The organism is Mycobacterium tuberculosis H37Rv, assembly GCF_000195955.2.
Lineage (GTDB): Bacteria > Actinomycetota > Actinomycetes > Mycobacteriales > Mycobacteriaceae > Mycobacterium > Mycobacterium tuberculosis.
This window is the reverse complement of sequence record NC_000962.3, coordinates 4,264,466-4,286,719: the sequence shown is the minus strand read 5'-3', so window position 1 is coordinate 4,286,719 and position 22,254 is coordinate 4,264,466. Positions and strand designations below refer to the sequence as shown.

The following is a 22,254-nucleotide window of genomic DNA, read 5'->3' as shown; positions in this document are numbered from 1 at the left end:
TGAGAGCTCTGCGTTAGGCAAGCCCGCCGCCGCCTACAGGTTGCTCAGGCCTAGCGTGAGCATCAGGCAACCTCCGGCGGCCACCAGCAACGCGGCGTCGCGGCGGCTACGGGACCGCAGCCATGATTGCAGCGCAGCCATGAACGCGCGGGTCTTACGCGGTGCTGCCAGGTAGCTGACGAGGGGGACTTCGGCCACTGTGAATGCCACCACGTTGAACGTAACGACAGCCAGTGCCTGTGTTGCCGGCGTAGCGCCGGAGGCAAGAATGGCGGCCATCGCGCCCATGTAGTTGGCCGAAGGCAGTGCGGCTCCTAGGCCACTCACCCCGGCGACATACAGCGAATCGCCCTGCAGAAAACAACGTGCACGCACAGCCAGCTTATGCGCACCACTTGGCGGTACCGACTCCCGTAGGACCCTGCCACCGTCGTCTCCGACGCGGGCGTGGGTAGCTCGCCGGACATGCTTGCCTATGACATTTGTGGTCAGCGCAAACGCGATAAGCAAGGCAATCAGCCCGGTCCCGATCTGTACCTCGGCCACACTGAAATGTCCGGCCAACGGAGTGGCCCCGAGGACCACAAGCGTCACCATGGCCACGCCACCAGCCATCGTGTAACCACCGCACAAGAATGTGAGCAAATGGAGCAGCGGGCGGCGCCTGTTGAGCATGAGGACCACCAAACCGATCCGTACCGGCTCGCAGATCACCGAGAGCGCCAAGACCAGCACGGTGGACCACATGGTGAGCAACCGTACTCCGCCGCTGACGATTGTGGTCTGCGGAGCGTCGTCGGAGGAAATTACGCCCGCCGGTTTGAGTGTCACACCGTCTGGCCGTAGCTTACTTGCGTGCCCTGGCGGGGCTCGGTCCGAGTGCAGGAGGAATGAGTGTTTAGCATTACAACGCTCCGCGACTGGACGCCGGACCCAGGTTCGATTATCTGTTGGCACGCATCACCGACGGCGAAGGCGAAAGCCCGGCAAGCGCCGATAAGTGAGGTGCCGCCCAGCTATCAACAAGCTCAACACCTTCGACGTTATCGCGATCATGTAGCGCGCGGTCTCGATATGTCGCGCCTGATGATCTTCACCTGGGATCTACCTGGCCGGTGCAACATCCGCGCCATGAATTATGCGATCAACGCACACCTTCGCCGCCACGACACCTACCACAGTTGGTTTGAGTTCGACAATGCCGAACACATCGTTCGGCATACCATCGCTGACCCTGCAGATATCGAAGTCGTCCAAGCTGAGCATCAGAACATGACGTCGGCGGAGCTGCGCCACCACATTGCAACGCCGCAGCCGTTGCAGTGGGACTGCTTCTTGTTCGGGATTATTCAGAGTGACGATCACTTCACCTTCTATGCGAGTATCGCTCATCTCTGTGTCGATCCGATGATTGTGGGCGTCCTTTTCATCGAGATCCATATGATGTACTCCGCATTGGTGGGAGGCGACCCGCCGATCGAGCTCCCGCCGGCGGGCCGCTACGACGACCACTGTGTCCGACAGTACGCCGACACGGCCGCCTTGACGTTGGACTCCGCCCGGGTGCGCCGTTGGGTCGAATTCGCTGCCAACAACGACGGAACCCTGCCGCACTTCCCGTTGCCGCTCGGCGATCTATCGGTGCCCCATACCGGAAAGCTGCTTACCGAAACGCTGATGGACGAGCAACAGGGCGAGCGATTCGAAGCCGCCTGCGTCGCTGCGGGCGCCCGTTTTAGCGGTGGCGTTTTCGCCTGCGCCGCCCTCGCTGAGCGCGAGTTGACCAACTGTGAAACGTTTGACGTGGTAACGACGACTGATACACGTAGGACGCCGACAGAACTCAGAACGACGGGCTGGTTTACCGGGTTGGTGCCGATCACCGTGCCGGTCGCCTCAGGACTTTTCGATAGCGCCGCCCGTGTCGCGCAGATCTCCTTCGATTCGGGTAAGGACCTGGCGACCGTACCATTCGACCGCGTATTGGAGCTGGCACGCCCCGAAACGGGGCTGAGGCCGCCCCGGCCGGGCAATTTCGTGATGTCCTTTCTGGATGCCAGCATTGCGCCTCTTTCTACGGTCGCTAATTCCGATCTGAATTTTAGGATTTACGACGAAGGTAGGGTTTCTCATCAGGTCTCGATGTGGGTCAATCGGTATCAGCATCAGACCACAGTGACGGTATTATTCCCGGACAACCCGATCGCAAGCGAATCCGTCGCCAATTACATCGCGGCCATGAAATCCATCTATATCCGCACCGCCGACGGCACGCTCGCGACACTTAAACCAGGCACATGACACGTCGCTTGGATCGTCGCTGTGGCTTAAGTCTGGAGTGAGGCTGTGCCCCAGGGCAGTGCGAAAATCGCGCGCGAAACCGTGGGTTCACGTTCGGTGGAGGGCGAGCAACTCGTCCAGCAGTGCGATGAATTCTTTGGGGCGCGTGGGCGTGCAGGCTGGTTTCGGCCGCATCCCCGGTACGTCGAGGGTGACCAACGTCGACTTCAGCGGCCGGTACACGTCCAGTGGCAGCCAGCGGCGAAGGTCTGGCCTGCCCCAGATATTGAACCGGGCCATTAAAAAGCCCAGCGATTCAGCCTGATATCCGCGGATCTGGTCCAGTGGGATGACCTTGGCCGTGCCCGAAGGAAAATGATAGCGGCGCAGCGTGAGTGCAGCACGATCCAGCTGTACAACGCCGTCGTCGTAGAACTGCATCATGGCCGTGAACTGCGTAGTTGATGGCCCCGGGCGGTGAGGCAGCGACCGTCGTCCAGACGCCACTGCCAGCCGTGCAGGTTACAAGTGAGCGTGTTGCCTTCCACCACACCGAATTTCGATAGGTCGGCTTTGAGATGGGGGCAGCGGCGCTGGATCTCCCAACCGTTCAGGGTGATCGATGAGGAGTCATCGTGGGCCTCGGCGAACCAGCCGTCGGCGTAGGCGATGCGTTCGTCGGTCAGACACTTGAAGAACGTGTAAAGGTATTCGTTGTAGCCACCAACCCGCCATGCCCGAAATCGGGTGGATAAGAAGATGGTGTTGACCCAGTCGGGTTCGTTGTCGCGCAGCACCGTGCGCACCAGCTCCGGCGCGATCGCGAACCCGTAGCGGAACCTCTCGTCGGGAATCGGTTCTCGTACAGCTCTTTTCGGAAAGTCCAAAACAATGGTTTCGGGACCGATGGCGAGCTCGACCGGGTATCCGATGCCGTCGCAGATCTCGTTGCTTTGCAGCATGATCGGCTCGAACAGGGTGCGCAGCGGCTGCAGCAGTGGCTCGCCGGCGGCGGCGGCCCAGCCAGCCTTTTGCGCGGCGAGCACCGGCGCCATCCGGTCGGCATAGTCAGCGATGTATGCGGCTTTGTCGGTGGTAAAGATGGCCTCGACCTGTTCGGCGGGCAGTGGATGGCGCAATGAATTCAGGGTTGTACCAGTGAAATCCGCAGTCGAGCCGGGGATCATCAGCAGCCCGCCGTCCTGGCCGTGCGCCCGCATCTGATCCAGGAACACCATCTGGTCGGGGAAGATATTGGCCGGATCGCTACCGTCGTCGTTGAGGTGGCGCAGCTCGGGGGCTAAAAAGCATGGCGGCCCCGCCGACGGCACCACCCACGTCGCTCCCACCTGCGCGATGTACTGGCGAGCACGGTCCATCTGCCGTTGCCGCTTTTGGGCGCCGAACGCATCCTTCGCGCGCGCCGGCATGTCGTAGACCATCGGGTACCAGATCGCGCCCGAGTACTGCAGCATATGCACGTCGATGTGACCGAACTCCGATGCCAGCACGTCCAAATCGACCGGGCGGGCGTCGTTCATGTTGAAAGCCGTTGTTTCGCCGTCGGCAACGACTAGCGCCGAGTCGCCGATCGGACCGTCGGCGGGGGCCCGCAGTGCGATGATCATCACGTCGAGATCGCCGTTGGGTCCCCTCAGGCGGTGTTTGACCGAGTCGGTGGTTTCGAAGAACCGATGAAATCCTAACTTCTGCAACTCATTTCGCAGGTCGGGTACCGGAAAGTCGGGCAGCAGCACGACGGCGTCCTTGTTGACGTGCGCTCGTAGATTTTCCGCGTCGAAGTGGTCCTTATGTAGGTGCGAGACATACAGATAATCGCACTCACCCAAAGCGCCCCAGTCCAGCCCGCTGTTGTCGGGGAACGGAAACCAAGACGCAAAGTAGGCCGGATTGACCCAAGGGTCGCACAGGATGCTGCCGGCCTGGGTCTGGATCAGAAAGCCGGCGTGACCAACGCTTGTGACCTGCACAGCTACCTTTCGGAAGAGCTTACGAGCGCAAAGCGCAGCCTCGAGCTTAGCGTGAGCTGTCGTCTTCGGCCTGCCACAGCCGGCGGTAGTAGTCGATGCGAGCCGGGTCCGGCGCCACACCGTAGGCGGCGAAGAACTCGTCATCTCTGACCTGGCCCGGGTAGTCGGGAAAGTTCCATTGCAACGACAGCGTCGCGACCGCGAGGTCGGCCCACCGATCGGCCACACCGAGATTGCCGAAGTCGACGTGTCCGCAACAGCGGCCGGTGTCATCGAGGATGGTGTTGGGTGAGCACGCGTCGCCGTGACAGACGACCAACCGATCAACCGGCGGTGAGTCACCCAGTTCCGCGCGTCGCGCCGGGGCCAGCTTGGCCAGCCGGCTGGCCGTCGACCAGTCGAACGGACATGAGTGCACCGGCAAGCTGTCGTGCAGGGTGCGCAGCCCCGCACCCAGCGCCGGGACCGCGACCTGCGGGGACGCCCGCCAGCGCGGGTGCACCGCGGACAAGCCGGGCAGCGCATCGGTGTGCAACCAGGCCCAATCGCCGTCGACCCCGACACCCAGTACCCGCGGCACCGCCAGGTACGGCGCGGCCCAGCGCAGCCGCCGCGCCTCATTAGCGAAGTCGGCGGTACCCCTCCTGGCGACCTTGATGAACTCGCAGCCGGCGCCCATGCCGGAGTCCACCCGGAAGGTGACGCCGCCCAGTTCGTTGACCCACACCGCGCGCACCGGCCTGCCGACGGCAAACCGGGCAACGATCGCGGGCAGCGCGGGTGGCGATGAGGGGAAGGACACGGCTCACCTCTTTCGTCAATTTGGGTTTTCGCCACTTTGGGCGGCTTGCAGCCGGGACCACTAGGCTGAACTGCTGTGGAACCGGTATACGGCACCGTCATTCGGCTTGCTCGCTTGTCCTGGCGCATACAGGGTCTGAAGATCACCGTCACGGGTGTGGATAACCTACCGACCAGCGGCGGCGCCGTCGTCGCGATCAACCACACCAGCTACCTCGACTTCACCTTTGCGGGTTTGCCCGCCTACCAACAGGGCCTCGGGCGCAAGGTGCGGTTCATGGCCAAGCAGGAGGTGTTCGATCACAAGATCACCGGTCCCATTATGCGCAGCCTGCGCCACATCCCGGTGGATCGGCAGGACGGGTCCGCGTCCTACGACGCCGCCGTCAGGATGCTGAAGGCCGGCGAACTCGTCGGCGTGTACCCCGAGGCGACCATCAGCCGCAGCTTCGAGATCAAGGAATTCAAGACGGGGGCGGCCCGAATGGCGATCGAGGCCGGGGTGCCGATCGTTCCGCATATTGTTTGGGGTGCGCAGCGGATCTGGACTAAGGACCGTCCCAAAAAGCTGTTTCGCCCGAAGGTGCCGGTCACGATTGTCGTCGGTGAACGGATCGAACCGACGCTGCCCACCGCTGAACTGAACGGCCTGCTGCACTCCCGGATGCAACATTTGCTGGAGCGGGCCCAAGAACTGTACGGACCGCATCCGGCCGGCGAGTTCTGGGTGCCGCACCGGCTGGGCGGCGGCGCCCCGTCGCTTGCCGAGGCGGCCCGGTTGGACGCGCAGGAGGCGGCGGTTAGGGCTGCGCGCCGCGCTCAGCGAGCCCATCCCGCCGGGGCGCCGGAGCAGTGACCGATGGCGGAGCCGACCTATCGCGTCTTAGAGATCCTGGCCCAGTTGCTGGTGCTGGCCACCGGAACCCGGATCACCTACGTCGGCGAGGAGAATGTGCCCGACCAAGGCGGCGCCGTGGTCGCTATCAATCACACCAGCTATGTCGATTGGCTGCCGGCCGCGTTGGCCATGCATCGTCGGCGTCGCCGGATGAGGTTCATGATCAAGGCCGAGATGCAACGGGTGCGGTTGGTCAACTTCCTGATCAGGCACACCCGGACCATTCCGGTGGACCGGGGCGCCGGCGGTAGCGCCTATGCGGTGGCGGTGCAGCGGCTGCGCGAAGGGGAACTGGTCGGGGTCTACCCGGAGGCCACCATCAGCCGTAGCTTCGAGCTCAAAGGGTTCAAGACGGGGGCCGCCCGAATGGCCGCGGAAGCGGATGTCCCGATTGTGCCCGTCGTTGTCTGGGGTGCTCAGCGGATCTGGACCAAGGACCATCCCAGGCAGATAGGACGCGCCAAGGTGCCGGTCACGGTACAGGTGGGTCGGCCGCTGCGGGCCGCGGCAGGCATCGAACAGACCAACGCGGCGCTGCGTGAGTCGATGACCGCGCTGCTGTGGCAAGCGCAGGAGCGGTATCCGCATCCGGCTGGGGCGTACTGGGTGCCCCGCCGACTCGGCGGCGGCGCGCCAACGCTGGCCGAGGCGGCACGGATGGAGGCTGACGAGGCGGCGGCAAGGGCCGCTAGCCGGACACCGCATGAATCGCGGTAAGAGGTGAAGGAGAATACATGGCTGAGCCGTTCTTCCGGATGATGGAGATTCTTGTTCCGTCGATCGTCGCGGCCAACGGAAACAAGATCACATTCGAAGGCCTGGAGAACATCCCCGAACGTGGCGGCGCGTTGATCGCACTCAATCACACGAGCTACGTGGACTGGGTTCCGGCATCGATCGCCGCCCACCATCGGCGGCGGCGGCTGCGGTTCATGATCAAGGCCGAGATGCAAGACGTACGGGCGGTCAACTACGTGATCAAGCATGCCCAGCTCATCCCGGTGGATCGCAGTGTGGGGGCCGATGCGTACGCGGTGGCAGTGCAGCGGTTGCGGGCCGGGGAACTCGTTGGGTTACACCCGGAGGCGACTATCAGCCGCAGCCTCGAACTGCGCGAGTTCAAGACCGGAGCGGCCCGGATGGCGCTGGAGGCGCAGGTGCCGATTATTCCCATGATCGTCTGGGGCGCGCACCGGATCTGGCCCAAGGATCATCCAAAGAACCTGTTCCGCAACAAGATTCCGATCGTCGCGGCGATCGGATCGCCGGTGCGGCCGGAGGGCAATGCCGAGCAGCTCAATGCCGTGCTGCGCCAAGCGATGAATGCGATTCTCTACCGCGTACAGGAGGAGTATCCACATCCCAAGGGGGAGCACTGGGTGCCGCGGCGGCTGGGCGGCGGCGCGCCGACGGTGGAGGAGTCCAGGCAGCTCAGAATCGCTGAATTGGCGAAGCGGCGGCAAAAGCGCGGATACGACGGCGTGACCTCATCACGGCGCAGCCAAGTCGGCCCGCACTGACAAGCCAGCCAACTTTGAAACCGACTGTGCCGGCGCTCGTCGCGTGTGACGTCGACGGAACCCTGCTCGATGACGGAGAAACCGTCACCAAACGCACTCGCGACGCGGTGCATGCCGCGGTAGACGCCGGCACGCACTTCATCCTGGCCACCGGCCGGCCGCCGCGCTGGGTGCGACCCATCGTCGATGCCCTCGGCTTCGCGCCGATGGCGGTGTGCGCCAACGGCGCCGTCATCTACGACCCCGGGACCGATCGGGTGATGTCGGTGCGCACCCTGCCCGTCGACGCCCTGGCAACGTTGGCCGAAGTTGCGACCCGCGTCATACCGGGTGCGGGACTGGCGGTCGAGCGGATCGGCGAGCGCGCACACGACACGGCGACCCCCCAGTTCGTCAGCTCGCCGGGCTACGAGCATGCGTGGCTGAATCCGGACAACACCGAAGTGTCGATCGACCACCTGCTCAGCGCGCCGGCGATCAAACTGCTGATCCGTAAAGCCGGTGCTGCCAGTGCCGACATGGCCGCCGAACTGGCTAAGCATGTCGGTTTCGAGGGCGATATCACCTACTCGACCAATAACGGGCTGGTGGAGATCGTGCCGCTCGGTATCAGCAAGGCCACCGGTGTCGACGAGATTGCCCGGCCGCTTGGAATTTCCGACGCGGAGGTGGTGGCGTTCGGCGACATGCCCAACGACGTGCCGATGCTGCTGCGGGCCGGTTTGGGTGTGGCGATGGGTAACGCGCATCCCGACGCGCTGGCCGTCGCCGACGAGGTCACTGCACCCAATAGCGAGGACGGCGTCGCGCGGGTGCTGGAGCGCTGGTGGTCCTAGCATGGCCCACGTGACCCGGCGCCTTTGTGGCTCGGGAGTGCGTGACTGAGCCGGCCCCTCGCGCAGATTCGCGACGGGCGAACCGTGACCAGATGTGGTCCGAGATGGACGCCATCGAGGTGGATGAGCAGGTCGTGACCCGCGCGGCTGACCTGGCCCATGCGTGGCTACGACGCGGTGCACTGCGCATCGGCCGAGCAACTCGATGACGACGAGGTTGTGGCCGCGGCGGCAGATCAGCGGCTGCTAACCGCATGGTTGGAGCTTGGCATGGCAACCTACGACACCAACCAACGGGCCACGCCGCGCTAAGCCGCCGGTTTGATTGCCAGGGCGAGCTGTTGGGGAATGTAGTTGATCAGCAGCGGAGCCATTCCCATGAAGGGTGTGCCGAAAACGGTTACGGTGGTTGGGAAACCGGGAATAGGAACCGGAGCACCCGGGAAGCTGATCGTCGCGGTGACGGGATGCGGCGGCACGAGAATCCCGTCGAAAGGCAAGTGCAGCGTGATCCCGACCGTCGGGGGCAGAGGGGACGGGAGCCCCGTGGGCACCAGGATCGGCGTATCCAACACGGTTGCGCTGTTGAGGAAGCCGTCTAACGCGTGGGCCGGGGCGTCGATAAGCGCACCCACCGCCCCTAGGTAGTTGCCGGCCAACAGGGCCTGCTCGATGGTTTCCGCGCTCGTCGCAATCGCGTTCAGTGACGCGAACGGCGCACCCAATGTGGCGTAAGTGAGCACCAATGGCACCCCGAAGAAGGTGCTCAAAGTCCCGGCGGTGGTTGCGATATCGAACGAAGCGACCGCCTGGATGTTCGGGTTGGAGAGCGTCGTGAGCACGTTGGTGAAGTTCTGCGACATGTCTCGCAGGATGGAGGGGGGCATCAGGTTGGTGAAGTACTGCGCCTCTTGTGCCGGGATGGTCATGATGGTGAACAGATCTCCCAGCGGGCCCAGCAGCTTGGGTTTCGCGGTGACACTAATGGTGGTGCCCATTGTGCCGATCGTCACGTCGCTGGTGTCGAACCCGGTGACCAGAAGGTTTGTCATGGCCTTACCCAGGTTCGCCACCGCGGCGTTGTAGTCACCCACCAGAAGCTGTTGAAACGCTAGCTGAAGCTCCGCCGCAAGGTTGGGCCACCCGGCAATGACGCTGGTGACCCCCTGACCGACCGTCGTGGCGAATAGCTGGGCGAAGCCGATCTGCGAGCTAATAATCTGTTGGATGTAGTACGCCGCGTTGAAGGCCAGGAATTGCTGGACGGCCGCGTCGATGGCCGCTGGCAAATTCGCCACCAGGGCGGGGAAGTTCTGGACGGCGTTGGCGAGCGCCGCGGCGATCTGCTGCCAGTAAACCTGCTGGTTGGCGATGATCTGGCGGAGGAATGGGAACGGGTTGGCCGACCATGCGCCGTAGAGGGATTCCAGGTTGGTGGCCGTGTTGGCAACGAGTTGGCCGTATGCGCCGCCCGGAGCGGCGGCCGCGGCCGCGGAAACGGCGCGCTGTCCCGCCTCGATCTGACCGAACAGCTGCCCGCCGTTAGCGCTTTCGGTGTTGAGATACGCCGCCGCGCCGCGGTTCAACGTGCGTACGAACTCGGTATGAAACGCGGCCAGTTGGTTGCTCACGGTTTGAAATTCCTGGCCGTACCTGCCGAACAGCTGCGAGACAGCGATCGACACGTCGTCGGCGGCCGCGGCCGCCAGCCCGGTCGTGGGGCCCGCCGCCGCAGCGGTCGCTTCCCGAAGCGTCGAGCCGATGGCCGCCAAATCCCCCGCCGCAGCCGCCACGGCCTCCGGCACTGTGACCACGAACGACACGTTGTTCCTCTCGACTGGCCTGCGGCGACCCGGTGATCAGCCCGGCAAATGGAGCCTAATGGCACAGGGTGTCTATGCGCCGGCGATTCCGCGCCGCAAAAGCCAGAATGTGAAAAGTGCACACACATAATGTGAATAGTGCACACCCGCGACTCAGGTGATCGGATGCGTTGGCAGCGTGAAGTGTTCGGGCGGCACCGTCGGGCCGCTCGGGGGCCGCGTCGCCAGTGGCGTCGTGATCCCGTCGACGACTTCGGTGACATTGCCGGTGAGGCGCTCGAAGTTCAAGGTTCCGTGTTGAAAGTTCTGCGTGATCTGCAGCGGCTCCTGGATCTCCGCGCTGGTCGGCAGTCCCAGCGGGCCGCGTTCGTAGCTCTGCGAAGCCCAGGCCTCATAGATTGCCCCCGTGATCGGCTGAGCGTCGGTCACCGGCGACCAATACATGGCGCCCTTAGCGAAGGTTGCATACCGCGCCCCATCCGCGGCGTCGGCCTCCGGCGAGGTCGGTGCACCCAGCGCGCTGTTCATGCCGCCCAACGCCTGCCAGCGCTGATAGATCGCGCCGCCTTCCAGCGCCTTGATCAGCTCCTCCGGCGGGTCGTTGAAATGTGCTGCGATGTCCCGGATCTCGTCCATCACAGCGTAGGCGGCGTTGCCCGGACAGTCGGTGTTGCCGACGTCGCGATGGGTGAAGATGGCGGGCAATCGCGCTATGGCGCCACCCGGAAACGTGGTGTACGAGCTACCCGCTGACTGCAGATCCACCATGCTCCTGGGATCGACGTCGTCCATGCCCAGCCGCCAGCCGAGCAGCCGGCCGACGGTTCGGATCTGGATCGGCGTGGGGGCCACATCGTCGAAGTTGCCGATCATGGCAACCCCCCAGGTGTTGCGGTTGAATCCGCCGGTGTGGAACCCTTCGACCGGCTTGGTGAGGCCGCCGGCGCTACCCTCGAACACCTGGCCGTACTTGTCGACGAGGGCGTTGTACGCGATGTCACACCAGCCCAGGGTCTTGCTGTGGTAAGTGTAGATGGCTTTGACTATGCCGGCGGACTCCAGCGGAGAGTAGTCGTTGCTCCCCGCGGTGTGGTGGACCACCGCGGCACGAACCCCCCTGTCGTACTCCGGTGTTTCGCATCGCAGTGACTCGTCTGCGCCCCATTCCGCCCGGCTGATGATGGCCGGCGGCTGGCCTGCCATGGTGACTGCGGTTGGTGGCGTCCACTGCGTTCCGGGCGGCGCTTGCGGCGGCGAGATCAGGATCGCGGAGATGTTCTGCCCGAATGGCTGTTCCTTGGTGGCTGGACGGTATCCCAAACCGCTGTCGAGCAAGTCGTTGGGCGGCCGCCCCGCCGGCGGTTGAGTTATCGGTGCGTCGATCGGGCGAGTCACCGCGACCTGCACGGTGGTGGTGGTGCCCACGAACACCGGATCGGTGCTACGGGGACCCGGATTGAGTCCTCCAAGTTCCACGGACCCGTCGGTGCCCGCCGGATCGCGTGGTTCGGTTTCATACTCGGTCTGATACCACGGCCCCCAGTCACCGTCCGGGCGCTTGGCGCGCACACGAGCGGAGGTACCGGCCAGGTCGCCAGTCAACGCCACCAATGAAAACGGTGTGTCCTGGGTGAGTTCGCGTACCGTGACGCCGCCGCCGAGCCCGATCAGTGGCTGCTCGGCGAGCTGGGTGTTGGGCGTCGGCGATGGTTCATGGGAGCTGGCGGGTGGACGATTCGCTATCCACGCGACGATGACGACGGTCGCTGCCATCGCGGTGAGCAGCGTCGTCGGCGCGCGGGTGCGGGACGGCACCAGCTGATGTTACGTGTGTTTCTATTGGTATTAATGAGACGACACGGAATCGGTGCGATAAAACTCTCGAGAACACCTAGCGACCCTTAGGCGAGTAATTGTGACGGGCCGAAGCAATGACCGACGCCTTGGCCGCGGGTGCGTTTTCGGCCGACCCGGGGCTTAGGCGACCGGCACGGTGATTGGGTCCGTCGGTGGCACCGCCGCGGCCGCGGGGATGGGCGGGACCGGCGGGCTGGCTGCCGGCGCGGCCGCGCCGCCATTCTGGACGGCCTGCATGATCGACGGCATTAGCACACCTTTTAGCAGGTCGATAGCCTGACTGGCGCCCAACTCGTTGGCCACCTGCATCACGTCGTTGACGAGACCGCCGCCGCCGGTGGAGGTGGTGGCGGGGCTGCTCGGTATGGTCCCCAGTGTTGGATCACCGAGGATCGGATAGGTGCCGTCAGCCCCGGGATCCAATCCGACCGGCGTCGTAATCGGGATTTCGTTGGCGCCGCCCAGCGCGGGATCCAAACCCGTCGGGCTGGTCAATCCCGGCGTCGCCCCGGTCGGGCTGGTCAGCGCGGGGTTGGTGAGCGCCGGATTGGCCCCCACGCCGGGCGTTGGCGCCAGGGTGGTGCCGGGCGCGGCGAGTGATCCGGGCAGGGTTGGCGTCAGGCCCGGACTGGTAAGGGCAGGGTCGGTGAGGCCCGGGCTGGTCAATCCCGGGCTGGTCAATCCCGGACTAGTCAGGCCAGGACCGGTTAGACCCGTGCTGGCATCGCCGCTCCCGGTCAGGCTGGGCACCGGCGGTATGTTGATCCCGAACTGGGACAACCCCTGCGATAGCGCGGACATCAGCTCGCCGGGCAGGTCGGTCAACACCGCCGCCTGCTTGAATTCATGGTGCTCGGGCCGCTCGGTCGTTTCGGTTGATTCGTAGACAAGAAAATATGCACAAGGACTTGCAACTGCCAGGGCGGCGACCGCGCTCATGGCTGTCGAGAGCTTGCGTCGGCGTCGGTTCGGCACGGAAGTCTCCTCAATCTGGATTATGTGTGGCGCCGGGTTCGCCGGCTCCCGCGGTCGCGAGTGCATGGCATGAACCCACACGCTCGATGGTACGAGTGTGGTTGATGTGACTAGAGTGGTTATATCGAATCGTGAGGCAATCGCGACCAAACGACCTCCGGCCAACCACACTGGTCGGCCATGCGCACCTGCGGTGAAACCCGTTCGGGCCATGACCGCCACGAGCTGCCAAATCGGGTTTTGCCAGCAAGGTCGGTTACCCTATGCAACCGATGACCGCTCGTTTTGACCTTTTCGTCGTCGGCTCAGGATTCTTCGGCCTGACGATTGCCGAGCGCGTGGCCACCCAACTCGACAAGCGCGTGCTCGTCCTCGAGCGGCGCCCGCACATCGGGGGCAATGCCTATTCCGAAGCCGAGCCACAGACCGGCATCGAGGTCCACAAGTACGGTGCGCACCTGTTTCACACCTCTAATAAGAGAGTGTGGGACTACGTGCGGCAGTTCACCGACTTCACCGACTACCGGCACCGGGTCTTCGCGATGCACAACGGGCAGGCATATCAGTTTCCGATGGGGCTCGGCCTGGTATCGCAGTTCTTCGGCAAGTACTTCACGCCCGAGCAAGCCCGCCAGCTGATCGCCGAGCAGGCCGCCGAGATCGACACCGCCGACGCGCAGAACCTCGAGGAGAAGGCCATCTCGCTGATCGGCCGGCCGCTCTACGAAGCGTTCGTCAAGGGGTACACGGCCAAGCAATGGCAGACTGACCCCAAAGAACTTCCGGCCGCCAACATCACGCGGCTTCCCGTGCGCTACACCTTCGACAACCGGTATTTCAGCGATACTTACGAGGGTTTGCCGACCGACGGGTACACGGCGTGGTTGCAAAACATGGCCGCTGACCACCGCATCGAGGTCAGGCTGAACACCGACTGGTTCGACGTGCGCGGCCAGCTGCGCCCCGGCAGCCCGGCGGCCCCGGTCGTTTACACCGGCCCGCTGGACCGCTACTTCGACTACGCCGAAGGCCGATTGGGCTGGCGCACCTTGGACTTCGAGGTGGAAGTGCTACCGATCGGGGACTTTCAGGGCACCGCGGTGATGAACTACAACGATCTCGACGTCCCCTACACGCGCATCCACGAGTTCCGCCACTTCCACCCCGAGCGTGACTACCCAACGGACAAAACGGTGATCATGCGGGAATACTCCCGGTTCGCCGAGGACGACGACGAGCCATACTATCCGATCAACACCGAGGCTGACCGCGCCCTGTTGGCCACCTATCGGGCCAGGGCGAAGTCCGAGACCGCGTCATCGAAGGTACTGTTCGGCGGCCGGTTGGGCACCTACCAATATCTGGATATGCATATGGCCATTGCCAGCGCCTTGAACATGTACGACAACGTCCTCGCGCCGCATCTGCGCGACGGCGTCCCACTGCTTCAGGACGGCGCATGAGTGAACTCGCCGCGAGCCTGCTGTCTCGGGTCATCCTGCCGCGCCCAGGTGAACCCCTTGACGTGCGCAAGCTGTACCTCGAGGAGTCAACGACCAACGCCCGGCGCGCGCATGCGCCAACCCGGACCTCGCTACAGATTGGCGCGGAGTCCGAGGTGTCGTTCGCCACCTACTTCAACGCTTTCCCGGCTAGCTATTGGCGACGTTGGACGACGTGCAAATCGGTGGTGTTGCGCGTGCAGGTGACCGGCGCCGGGCGGGTAGACGTCTACCGGACCAAGGCCACCGGTGCCCGGATCTTCGTTGAGGGCCACGACTTCACCGGCACCGAGGATCAGCCAGCCGCCGTGGAGACCGAAGTGGTGCTGCAGCCTTTCGAAGACGGCGGGTGGGTCTGGTTCGACATCACCACCGACACCGCGGTCACCCTGCACAGTGGTGGCTGGTATGCCACCAGCCCCGCTCCGGGGACGGCCAACATCGCGGTCGGCATCCCGACGTTCAACCGCCCCGCAGACTGCGTCAACGCGCTGCGAGAACTCACCGCCGATCCGCTGGTGGACCAGGTGATCGGGGCGGTGATCGTGCCTGATCAGGGTGAGCGCAAGGTGCGCGACCACCCGGATTTCCCCGCCGCGGCTGCGAGATTGGGTAGTCGGCTCTCCATCCACGACCAGCCCAACCTGGGCGGTTCCGGCGGCTACAGCCGGGTGATGTATGAGGCACTGAAAAACACCGACTGTCAGCAGATCCTATTCATGGACGACGACATCCGCCTCGAGCCGGACTCGATTCTGCGGGTGCTGGCCATGCACCGGTTCGCCAAGGCGCCGATGCTGGTGGGTGGTCAGATGCTCAACCTGCAGGAGCCGTCGCACCTGCACATCATGGGCGAAGTCGTAGACCGGTCGATATTCATGTGGACCGCCGCGCCGCATGCCGAGTATGACCACGACTTCGCCGAATACCCGTTGAACGACAACAACTCCCGTAGCAAGTTGCTGCACCGGCGTATCGATGTCGACTACAACGGCTGGTGGACGTGCATGATCCCACGCCAGGTCGCCGAAGAGCTAGGACAGCCGCTGCCGTTGTTCATCAAATGGGACGACGCCGATTACGGCCTGCGGGCCGCCGAGCACGGGTATCCGACCGTCACGCTGCCCGGTGCGGCGATCTGGCACATGGCCTGGAGCGATAAGGATGACGCCATCGACTGGCAGGCCTATTTCCATCTGCGCAACCGGCTGGTGGTGGCCGCCATGCACTGGGACGGCCCAAAGGCGCAAGTCATCGGCCTGGTCCGCAGCCATCTCAAGGCAACCCTGAAACACCTTGCCTGCCTGGAATATTCGACGGTGGCAATCCAGAACAAGGCCATCGACGACTTTCTCGCCGGCCCCGAGCACATCTTTTCGATCCTGGAATCGGCGCTGCCGCAAGTGCACCGCATCCGCAAGAGCTATCCGGACGCGGTGGTGCTGCCGGCGGCCAGTGAGTTGCCGCCGCCGTTGCACAAGAACAAGGCAATGAAGCCGCCGGTGAACCCGTTGGTCATCGGCTACCGGCTGGCCCGCGGGATCATGCACAACCTGACCGCCGCCAACCCCCAACACCACCGTCGCCCGGAGTTCAACGTTCCGACCCAGGATGCGCGCTGGTTCCTGCTGTGCACTGTCGACGGGGCCACCGTCACCACGGCCGACGGATGCGGCGTGGTCTACCGGCAGCGCGACCGGGCCAAGATGTTCGCGTTGCTGTGGCAGTCGTTGCGCCGTCAGCGCCAGTTGCTGAAACGGTTCGAGGAGATGCGCCGGATTTATCGCGACGCGTTGCCGACGCTGTCCAGCAAGCAGAAGTGGGAGACGGCGCTGCTGCCGGCGGCAAACCAAGAGCCCGAGCATGGCTGAACGGGCGCCACGCGGCGAAGTCGCCGTGATGGTGGCCGTGCAGTCGGCGCTGGTCGACCGTCCGGGGATGCTGGCCACTGCGCGCGGACTCTCCCACTTCGGCGAGCACTGCATCGGTTGGCTGATCCTGGCGCTGCTGGGCGCGATAGCCCTGCCACGGCGCCGCCGGGAATGGCTTGTGGCGGGGGCGGGCGCGTTCGTCGCCCATGCCATCGCCGTGCTGATCAAGCGGCTGGTGCGGCGTCAGCGGCCGGATCATCCGGCCATCGCGGTCAACGTGGACACGCCAAGTCAACTGAGCTTTCCGTCGGCACACGCCACCTCGACCACGGCCGCGGCCCTGCTCATGGGCAGAGCCACCGGGCTGCCGCTACCGGTTGTGCTGGTGCCGCCGATGGCGCTGTCGCGAATACTGCTGGGGGTCCACTACCCCAGTGATGTGGCCGTGGGTGTTGCTCTGGGCGCCACCGTCGGGGCCATCGTGGACAGCGTCGGCGGGGGCCGGCAAAGGGCCCGGAAGAGATGAGCTCGGATGAGTGAAGATGTGGTGACTCAACCTCCGGCAAACCTGGTCGCCGGGGTGGTCAAGGCGATCCGCCCGCGCCAGTGGGTGAAAAACGTGCTGGTGCTGGCCGCGCCGCTGGCCGCGTTGGGCGGCGGTGTCCGCTACGACTACGTCGAGGTGCTCAGCAAGGTGTCGATGGCCTTCGTGGTGTTCAGCCTGGCCGCCTCGGCGGTGTACCTCGTCAACGATGTGCGTGACGTCGAGGCAGACCGGGAGCACCCCACCAAAAGGTTCCGGCCGATCGCCGCCGGCGTGGTGCCCGAGTGGCTGGCGTACACCGTGGCGGTGGTACTGGGAGTGACATCGCTGGCCGGTGCCTGGATGCTGACCCCGAACCTGGCGCTGGTAATGGTCGTCTACCTCGCCATGCAGTTGGCGTATTGCTTTGGTCTCAAGCATCAAGCGGTGGTGGAAATCTGCGTCGTGTCGTCGGCGTATTTGATCCGCGCCATCGCCGGGGGCGTGGCCACCAAAATCCCGCTGTCCAAGTGGTTTTTGCTGATCATGGCATTCGGTTCGCTGTTCATGGTGGCCGGCAAGCGCTACGCCGAGCTGCATCTGGCCGAACGCACCGGCGCTGCGATCCGCAAGTCGCTGGAAAGCTACACCAGCACCTATCTGCGGTTCGTCTGGACGTTGTCGGCCACCGCGGTGGTCTTGTGCTACGGGCTGTGGGCTTTCGAGCGCGACGGCTACAGCGGGTCCTGGTTCGCGGTGTCGATGATTCCGTTCACCATCGCGATCCTGCGCTACGCGGTGGACGTCGATGGCGGCCTGGCCGGGGAGCCGGAAGATATCGCGCTGCGTGACCGGGTATTGCAGCTGCTGGCGCTGGCGTGGATAGCAACGGTTGGGGCCGCTGTTGCCTTCGGCTAGCCTCAAGCTCAACGTCCTCCCAGTCGGGGTGCTGCCCCGCCGGCCGGTGGTCGGGCGGGTCGGTCGGCCGGTGTTTCCGTATGAGCCCATGGTCCGGGTCAGCTTGTGGCTGTCGGTGACGGCGGTCGCCGTGCTGTTCGGCTGGGGGAGCTGGCAACGTCGCTGGATCGCTGACGACGGACTGATCGTCCTGCGGACGGTACGCAACCTATTGGCCGGCAACGGACCGGTCTTCAACCAGGGCGAGCGAGTCGAAGCGAACACCTCGACAGCGTGGACGTATCTGCTGTATGTGGGCGGCTGGGTGGGCGGGCCGATGCGCCTGGAGTACGTGGCGTTGGCCCTGGCCATGGTGCTTTCGCTGCTGGGAATGGTGCTGCTCATGCTGGGGACCGGCCGGTTGTACGCACCCAGCCTGCGGGGCCGTCGGGCGATCATGCTTCCGGCCGGGGCGCTGGTATATATCGCGGTGCCACCGGCCCGCGACTTCGCCACCTCCGGCCTGGAGAGCGGGCTGGTGTTGGCCTATCTGGGGCTGTTGTGGTGGATGATGGTCTGCTGGTCACAGCCGCTGCGGGCCCGCCCGGACAGCCAGATGTTCCTCGGCGCGTTGGCCTTCGTCGCCGGATGCAGCGTGCTAGTGCGGCCGGAATTCGCGCTGATCGGCGGGCTGGCGCTGATCATGATGTTGATCGCCGCGCGGACCTGGCGTCGCCGCGTGCTGATCGTGCTGGCCGGCGGATTCTTGCCGGTGGCCTACCAGATCTTCCGGATGGGCTATTACGGACTGCTGGTTCCGAGTACCGCGCTGGCCAAGGATGCCGCGGGCGACAAGTGGTCGCAAGGCATGATCTACGTGTCGAACTTCAACCGGCCGTACGCACTGTGGGTGCCGTTGGTGCTGTCGGTGCCGCTGGGATTGCTGTTGATGACGGCGCGCCGCCGGCCGTCGTTCCTGCGTCCCGTGCTGGCACCCGACTACGGTCGGGTGGCCCGGGCGGTGCAAAGTCCGCCGGCCGTGGTGGCTTTCATCGTCGGCAGCGGCGTGCTGCAGGCGCTGTACTGGATTCGGCAAGGCGGCGACTTTATGCACGGCCGGGTGTTGCTGGCGCCGCTGTTTTGTTTGCTGGCCCCGGTGGGGGTCATTCCTATTTTGCTGCCCGACGGTAAGGACTTTTCGCGGGAGACCGGTCGCTGGCTAGTCGGCGCGCTCAGCGGGCTCTGGCTGGGGATCGCGGGTTGGTCGCTGTGGGCGGCAAACTCGCCGGGCATGGGTGACGACGCCACCCGGGTCACCTATTCGGGCATCGTCGACGAGCGCCGCTTCTACGCCCAGGCCACCGGGCACGCGCATCCGCTGACCGCCGCGGACTACCTCGATTACCCGCGAATGGCTGCCGTGCTTACAGCGCTCAACAACACCCCGGAAGGGGCGTTGCTATTGCCGTCGGGCAACTACAACCAGTGGGACCTGGTGCCGATGATCCGGCCCTCGTCGGGGACCGCGCCGGGTGGCAAGCCGGCGCCGAAACCGCAGCACGCAGTGTTTTTCACCAACATGGGCATGCTAGGCATGAACGTCGGGCTCGATGTCCGGGTGATCGACCAAATCGGGCTGGTAAACCCATTGGCCGCGCACACCGAGCGGCTGAAGCATGCCCGTATCGGCCATGACAAGAATCTGTTCCCGGACTGGGTGATCGCCGACGGACCCTGGGTGAAGTGGTACCCGGGTATTCCCGGCTACATCGACCAGCAGTGGGTCACGCAAGCCGAAGCGGCCCTGCAATGCCCCGCGACTCGGGCGGTGCTTAATTCTGTGCGCGCCCCGATCACCCTGCACCGATTCCTCTCCAACGTGTTGCATTCCTACGAGTTCACCCGTTACCGCATCGACCGCGTTCCGCGCTATGAATTGGTCCGGTGTGGGCTCGATGTTCCCGACGGGCCCGGCCCGCCACCGCGGGAGTGAGGGGCAATGAGCGCGGGGGCAATACTGACAGCAAGATCACAATTGAGCCGGCACTAGCGGTCGACACATGCCCAGACACTGCGGAAATGCCACCTTCAGGCCGTCGCGTCGGTCCCGAATTGGCCGTGAACGACCGCCGGATAAGGGTTTCGGCGGTGCGCTTGATGCGGGTGGACGCCCGAAGTTGTGGTTGACTACACGAGCACTGCCGGGCCCAGCGCCTGCAGTCTGACCTAATTCAGGATGCGCCCAAACATGCATGGATGCGTTGAGATGAGGATGAGGGAAGCAAGAATGCAGCTTGTTGACAGGGTTCGTGGCGCCGTCACGGGTATGTCGCGTCGACTCGTGGTCGGGGCCGTCGGCGCGGCCCTAGTGTCGGGTCTGGTCGGCGCCGTCGGTGGCACGGCGACCGCGGGGGCATTTTCCCGGCCGGGCTTGCCGGTGGAGTACCTGCAGGTGCCGTCGCCGTCGATGGGCCGTGACATCAAGGTCCAATTCCAAAGTGGTGGTGCCAACTCGCCCGCCCTGTACCTGCTCGACGGCCTGCGCGCGCAGGACGACTTCAGCGGCTGGGACATCAACACCCCGGCGTTCGAGTGGTACGACCAGTCGGGCCTGTCGGTGGTCATGCCGGTGGGTGGCCAGTCAAGCTTCTACTCCGACTGGTACCAGCCCGCCTGCGGCAAGGCCGGTTGCCAGACTTACAAGTGGGAGACCTTCCTGACCAGCGAGCTGCCGGGGTGGCTGCAGGCCAACAGGCACGTCAAGCCCACCGGAAGCGCCGTCGTCGGTCTTTCGATGGCTGCTTCTTCGGCGCTGACGCTGGCGATCTATCACCCCCAGCAGTTCGTCTACGCGGGAGCGATGTCGGGCCTGTTGGACCCCTCCCAGGCGATGGGTCCCACCCTGATCGGCCTGGCGATGGGTGACGCTGGCGGCTACAAGGCCTCCGACATGTGGGGCCCGAAGGAGGACCCGGCGTGGCAGCGCAACGACCCGCTGTTGAACGTCGGGAAGCTGATCGCCAACAACACCCGCGTCTGGGTGTACTGCGGCAACGGCAAGCCGTCGGATCTGGGTGGCAACAACCTGCCGGCCAAGTTCCTCGAGGGCTTCGTGCGGACCAGCAACATCAAGTTCCAAGACGCCTACAACGCCGGTGGCGGCCACAACGGCGTGTTCGACTTCCCGGACAGCGGTACGCACAGCTGGGAGTACTGGGGCGCGCAGCTCAACGCTATGAAGCCCGACCTGCAACGGGCACTGGGTGCCACGCCCAACACCGGGCCCGCGCCCCAGGGCGCCTAGCTCCGAACAGACACAACATCTAGCGGCGGTGACCCTTGTGGTCGCCGCCGCTAGATGTTTCCTAAATCCCGTCCCTAGCTCCCGCCGCGGGCCGTGTGGTTAGCTACCTGACGGGCTAGGGGTTGGCCGGGGCGGTCTGACGCCGGGTGCACACAGCCTTACACGACGGAGGTGGACACATGAAGGGTCGGTCGGCGCTGCTGCGGGCGCTCTGGATTGCCGCACTGTCATTCGGGTTGGGCGGTGTCGCGGTAGCCGCGGAACCCACCGCCAAGGCCGCCCCATACGAGAACCTGATGGTGCCGTCGCCCTCGATGGGCCGGGACATCCCGGTGGCCTTCCTAGCCGGTGGGCCGCACGCGGTGTATCTGCTGGACGCCTTCAACGCCGGCCCGGATGTCAGTAACTGGGTCACCGCGGGTAACGCGATGAACACGTTGGCGGGCAAGGGGATTTCGGTGGTGGCACCGGCCGGTGGTGCGTACAGCATGTACACCAACTGGGAGCAGGATGGCAGCAAGCAGTGGGACACCTTCTTGTCCGCTGAGCTGCCCGACTGGCTGGCCGCTAACCGGGGCTTGGCCCCCGGTGGCCATGCGGCCGTTGGCGCCGCTCAGGGCGGTTACGGGGCGATGGCGCTGGCGGCCTTCCACCCCGACCGCTTCGGCTTCGCTGGCTCGATGTCGGGCTTTTTGTACCCGTCGAACACCACCACCAACGGTGCGATCGCGGCGGGCATGCAGCAATTCGGCGGTGTGGACACCAACGGAATGTGGGGAGCACCACAGCTGGGTCGGTGGAAGTGGCACGACCCGTGGGTGCATGCCAGCCTGCTGGCGCAAAACAACACCCGGGTGTGGGTGTGGAGCCCGACCAACCCGGGAGCCAGCGATCCCGCCGCCATGATCGGCCAAGCCGCCGAGGCGATGGGTAACAGCCGCATGTTCTACAACCAGTATCGCAGCGTCGGCGGGCACAACGGACACTTCGACTTCCCAGCCAGCGGTGACAACGGCTGGGGCTCGTGGGCGCCCCAGCTGGGCGCTATGTCGGGCGATATCGTCGGTGCGATCCGCTAAGCCAGGTGCCGATGCGAGCTGCCTGGCCGCTATCGGATGATCCTTGCGGCAGACGTGCACGACATCGCGACTCGGGCGAAGCCGCGTAGCGGGCCGG

At 64.8% G+C, this 22,254-nt stretch carries 19 protein-coding genes; 12 read left to right on the top strand and 7 right to left on the bottom strand.

Going from position 1 to position 22,254, the window contains the following annotated elements; translation table 11 throughout:
- Positions 1-33 precede the first annotated feature (33 nt).
- Positions 34-747: an integral membrane protein gene (locus tag Rv3821; RefSeq protein NP_218338.1), complete on the bottom strand. Its 714-nt coding sequence runs from the start codon at positions 745-747 to the stop codon at positions 34-36.
- Positions 748-894: 147 nt separating this feature from the next.
- On the opposite strand from Rv3821, the gene papA2 reads away from it, so the two are divergent.
- A complete protein-coding gene (papA2, locus tag Rv3820c; protein YP_178020.1) occupies positions 895-2,301 on the top strand; it encodes a trehalose-2-sulfate acyltransferase in 1,407 nt (468 codons plus the stop codon).
- An 87-nt stretch (positions 2,302-2,388) separates the two neighbouring features.
- On the opposite strand, the gene Rv3819 is transcribed toward papA2, so the two are convergent.
- Genes Rv3819 through Rv3817 form a run of 3 tightly spaced genes read right to left on the bottom strand, consistent with a single transcriptional unit; the run spans position 2,389 to position 5,073 of the window.
- The gene (locus Rv3819) at positions 2,389-2,724 is read right to left on the bottom strand and encodes a hypothetical protein (RefSeq protein ID NP_218336.1); all 336 of its coding nucleotides are present in this window, start codon (positions 2,722-2,724) and stop codon (positions 2,389-2,391) included.
- Entirely contained in the window at positions 2,721-4,271 is a 1,551-nt protein-coding gene (locus Rv3818) for a hypothetical protein (protein NP_218335.1), read from the bottom strand. Before Rv3818 ends, Rv3819 begins: the two co-directional genes overlap by 4 nt.
- A 46-nt stretch (positions 4,272-4,317) precedes the next feature.
- The gene (locus Rv3817; RefSeq protein NP_218334.1) at positions 4,318-5,073 is read right to left on the bottom strand and encodes a phosphotransferase; all 756 of its coding nucleotides are present in this window, start codon (positions 5,071-5,073) and stop codon (positions 4,318-4,320) included.
- A 75-nt stretch (positions 5,074-5,148) separates the two neighbouring features.
- Between Rv3817 and Rv3816c the strand changes: the two genes are divergently transcribed.
- The 4 genes from Rv3816c to Rv3813c are packed head-to-tail and all read left to right on the top strand — an operon-like array spanning position 5,149 to position 8,326.
- Positions 5,149-5,928: an acyltransferase gene (locus Rv3816c; RefSeq protein ID NP_218333.1), complete on the top strand. Its 780-nt coding sequence runs from the start codon at positions 5,149-5,151 to the stop codon at positions 5,926-5,928.
- A gap of 3 nt (positions 5,929-5,931) precedes the next feature.
- Positions 5,932-6,687, top strand: coding sequence for an acyltransferase (locus Rv3815c; protein NP_218332.1), 756 nt, complete (start codon positions 5,932-5,934; stop codon positions 6,685-6,687).
- 17 nt (positions 6,688-6,704) lie between these two features.
- A complete protein-coding gene (locus Rv3814c; protein ID NP_218331.1) occupies positions 6,705-7,490 on the top strand; it encodes an acyltransferase in 786 nt (261 codons plus the stop codon).
- A 14-nt stretch (positions 7,491-7,504) separates the two neighbouring features.
- Complete coding sequence (locus tag Rv3813c; protein NP_218330.1) at positions 7,505-8,326, top strand: hypothetical protein; 822 nt, start codon at positions 7,505-7,507, stop codon at positions 8,324-8,326.
- Between the two features lie 308 nt (positions 8,327-8,634).
- Here Rv3813c and PE_PGRS62 read toward each other — a convergent pair whose 3' ends face one another.
- From PE_PGRS62 to pirG, 3 genes are all read right to left on the bottom strand, one after another.
- Positions 8,635-10,149, bottom strand: a complete 1,515-nt coding sequence (gene PE_PGRS62 / locus Rv3812; RefSeq protein YP_178019.1) for a PE-PGRS family protein PE_PGRS62 — start codon at positions 10,147-10,149, stop codon at positions 8,635-8,637.
- Between the two features lie 153 nt (positions 10,150-10,302).
- On the bottom strand, positions 10,303-11,922 hold the full coding sequence (locus tag Rv3811; protein YP_178018.1) for a hypothetical protein: 1,620 nt from the start codon (positions 11,920-11,922) through the stop codon (positions 10,303-10,305).
- 204 nt (positions 11,923-12,126) lie between these two features.
- Entirely contained in the window at positions 12,127-12,981 is an 855-nt protein-coding gene (gene pirG, locus Rv3810; RefSeq protein NP_218327.1) for a cell surface protein, read from the bottom strand.
- A 263-nt stretch (positions 12,982-13,244) separates the two neighbouring features.
- Here pirG and glf point away from each other — a divergent pair, with 263 nt between their 5' ends.
- The 7 genes from glf (at position 13,245) to fbpD (ending at position 22,157) form a co-directional block, all read left to right on the top strand.
- On the top strand, positions 13,245-14,444 hold the full coding sequence (glf, locus tag Rv3809c) for a UDP-galactopyranose mutase (RefSeq protein ID NP_218326.1): 1,200 nt from the start codon (positions 13,245-13,247) through the stop codon (positions 14,442-14,444).
- The gene (glfT2, locus tag Rv3808c; protein ID NP_218325.1) at positions 14,441-16,354 is read left to right on the top strand and encodes a galactofuranosyl transferase GlfT; all 1,914 of its coding nucleotides are present in this window, start codon (positions 14,441-14,443) and stop codon (positions 16,352-16,354) included. Before glf ends, glfT2 begins: the two co-directional genes overlap by 4 nt.
- Positions 16,355-16,382: 28 nt before the next feature.
- The gene (locus Rv3807c; RefSeq protein NP_218324.1) at positions 16,383-16,880 is read left to right on the top strand and encodes a decaprenylphosphoryl-5-phosphoribose phosphatase; all 498 of its coding nucleotides are present in this window, start codon (positions 16,383-16,385) and stop codon (positions 16,878-16,880) included.
- 6 nt (positions 16,881-16,886) lie between these two features.
- Complete coding sequence (gene ubiA / locus Rv3806c; RefSeq protein NP_218323.1) at positions 16,887-17,795, top strand: decaprenyl-phosphate phosphoribosyltransferase; 909 nt, start codon at positions 16,887-16,889, stop codon at positions 17,793-17,795.
- Between the two features lie 88 nt (positions 17,796-17,883).
- A complete protein-coding gene (gene aftB / locus Rv3805c) occupies positions 17,884-19,767 on the top strand; it encodes a terminal beta-(1->2)-arabinofuranosyltransferase (protein NP_218322.1) in 1,884 nt (627 codons plus the stop codon).
- A 294-nt stretch (positions 19,768-20,061) separates the two neighbouring features.
- Positions 20,062-21,078, top strand: coding sequence for a diacylglycerol acyltransferase/mycolyltransferase Ag85A (fbpA, locus tag Rv3804c; RefSeq protein ID NP_218321.1), 1,017 nt, complete (start codon positions 20,062-20,064; stop codon positions 21,076-21,078).
- A gap of 179 nt (positions 21,079-21,257) precedes the next feature.
- Positions 21,258-22,157, top strand: a complete 900-nt coding sequence (gene fbpD, locus Rv3803c) for an MPT51/MPB51 antigen (RefSeq protein ID YP_178017.1) — start codon at positions 21,258-21,260, stop codon at positions 22,155-22,157.
- The last annotated feature ends 97 nt before the right edge of the window (positions 22,158-22,254 follow it).

Excerpts from the sequence above, each read along its gene's own strand:
- aftB (NP_218322.1), top strand. The coding sequence starts at position 17,884 with ATGGTCCGGGTCAGCTTGTGGCTGTCGGTGACGGCGGTCGCCGTGCTG.
- fbpD (YP_178017.1), top strand. The coding sequence starts at position 21,258 with ATGAAGGGTCGGTCGGCGCTGCTGCGGGCGCTCTGGATTGCCGCACTG.
- Rv3815c (NP_218332.1), top strand. The coding sequence starts at position 5,932 with ATGGCGGAGCCGACCTATCGCGTCTTAGAGATCCTGGCCCAGTTGCTG.
- Rv3814c (NP_218331.1), top strand. The coding sequence starts at position 6,705 with ATGGCTGAGCCGTTCTTCCGGATGATGGAGATTCTTGTTCCGTCGATC.
- Rv3819 (NP_218336.1), bottom strand. The coding sequence starts at position 2,724 with ATGATGCAGTTCTACGACGACGGCGTTGTACAGCTGGATCGTGCTGCA.
- Rv3807c (NP_218324.1), top strand. The coding sequence starts at position 16,383 with ATGGTGGCCGTGCAGTCGGCGCTGGTCGACCGTCCGGGGATGCTGGCC.
- glf (NP_218326.1), top strand. The coding sequence starts at position 13,245 with ATGCAACCGATGACCGCTCGTTTTGACCTTTTCGTCGTCGGCTCAGGA.
- ubiA (NP_218323.1), top strand. The coding sequence starts at position 16,887 with ATGAGTGAAGATGTGGTGACTCAACCTCCGGCAAACCTGGTCGCCGGG.
- Rv3811 (YP_178018.1), bottom strand. The coding sequence starts at position 11,922 with ATGGCAGCGACCGTCGTCATCGTCGCGTGGATAGCGAATCGTCCACCC.
- Rv3821 (NP_218338.1), bottom strand. The coding sequence starts at position 747 with ATGTGGTCCACCGTGCTGGTCTTGGCGCTCTCGGTGATCTGCGAGCCG.
- glfT2 (NP_218325.1), top strand. The coding sequence starts at position 14,441 with ATGAGTGAACTCGCCGCGAGCCTGCTGTCTCGGGTCATCCTGCCGCGC.
- fbpA (NP_218321.1), top strand. The coding sequence starts at position 20,062 with ATGCAGCTTGTTGACAGGGTTCGTGGCGCCGTCACGGGTATGTCGCGT.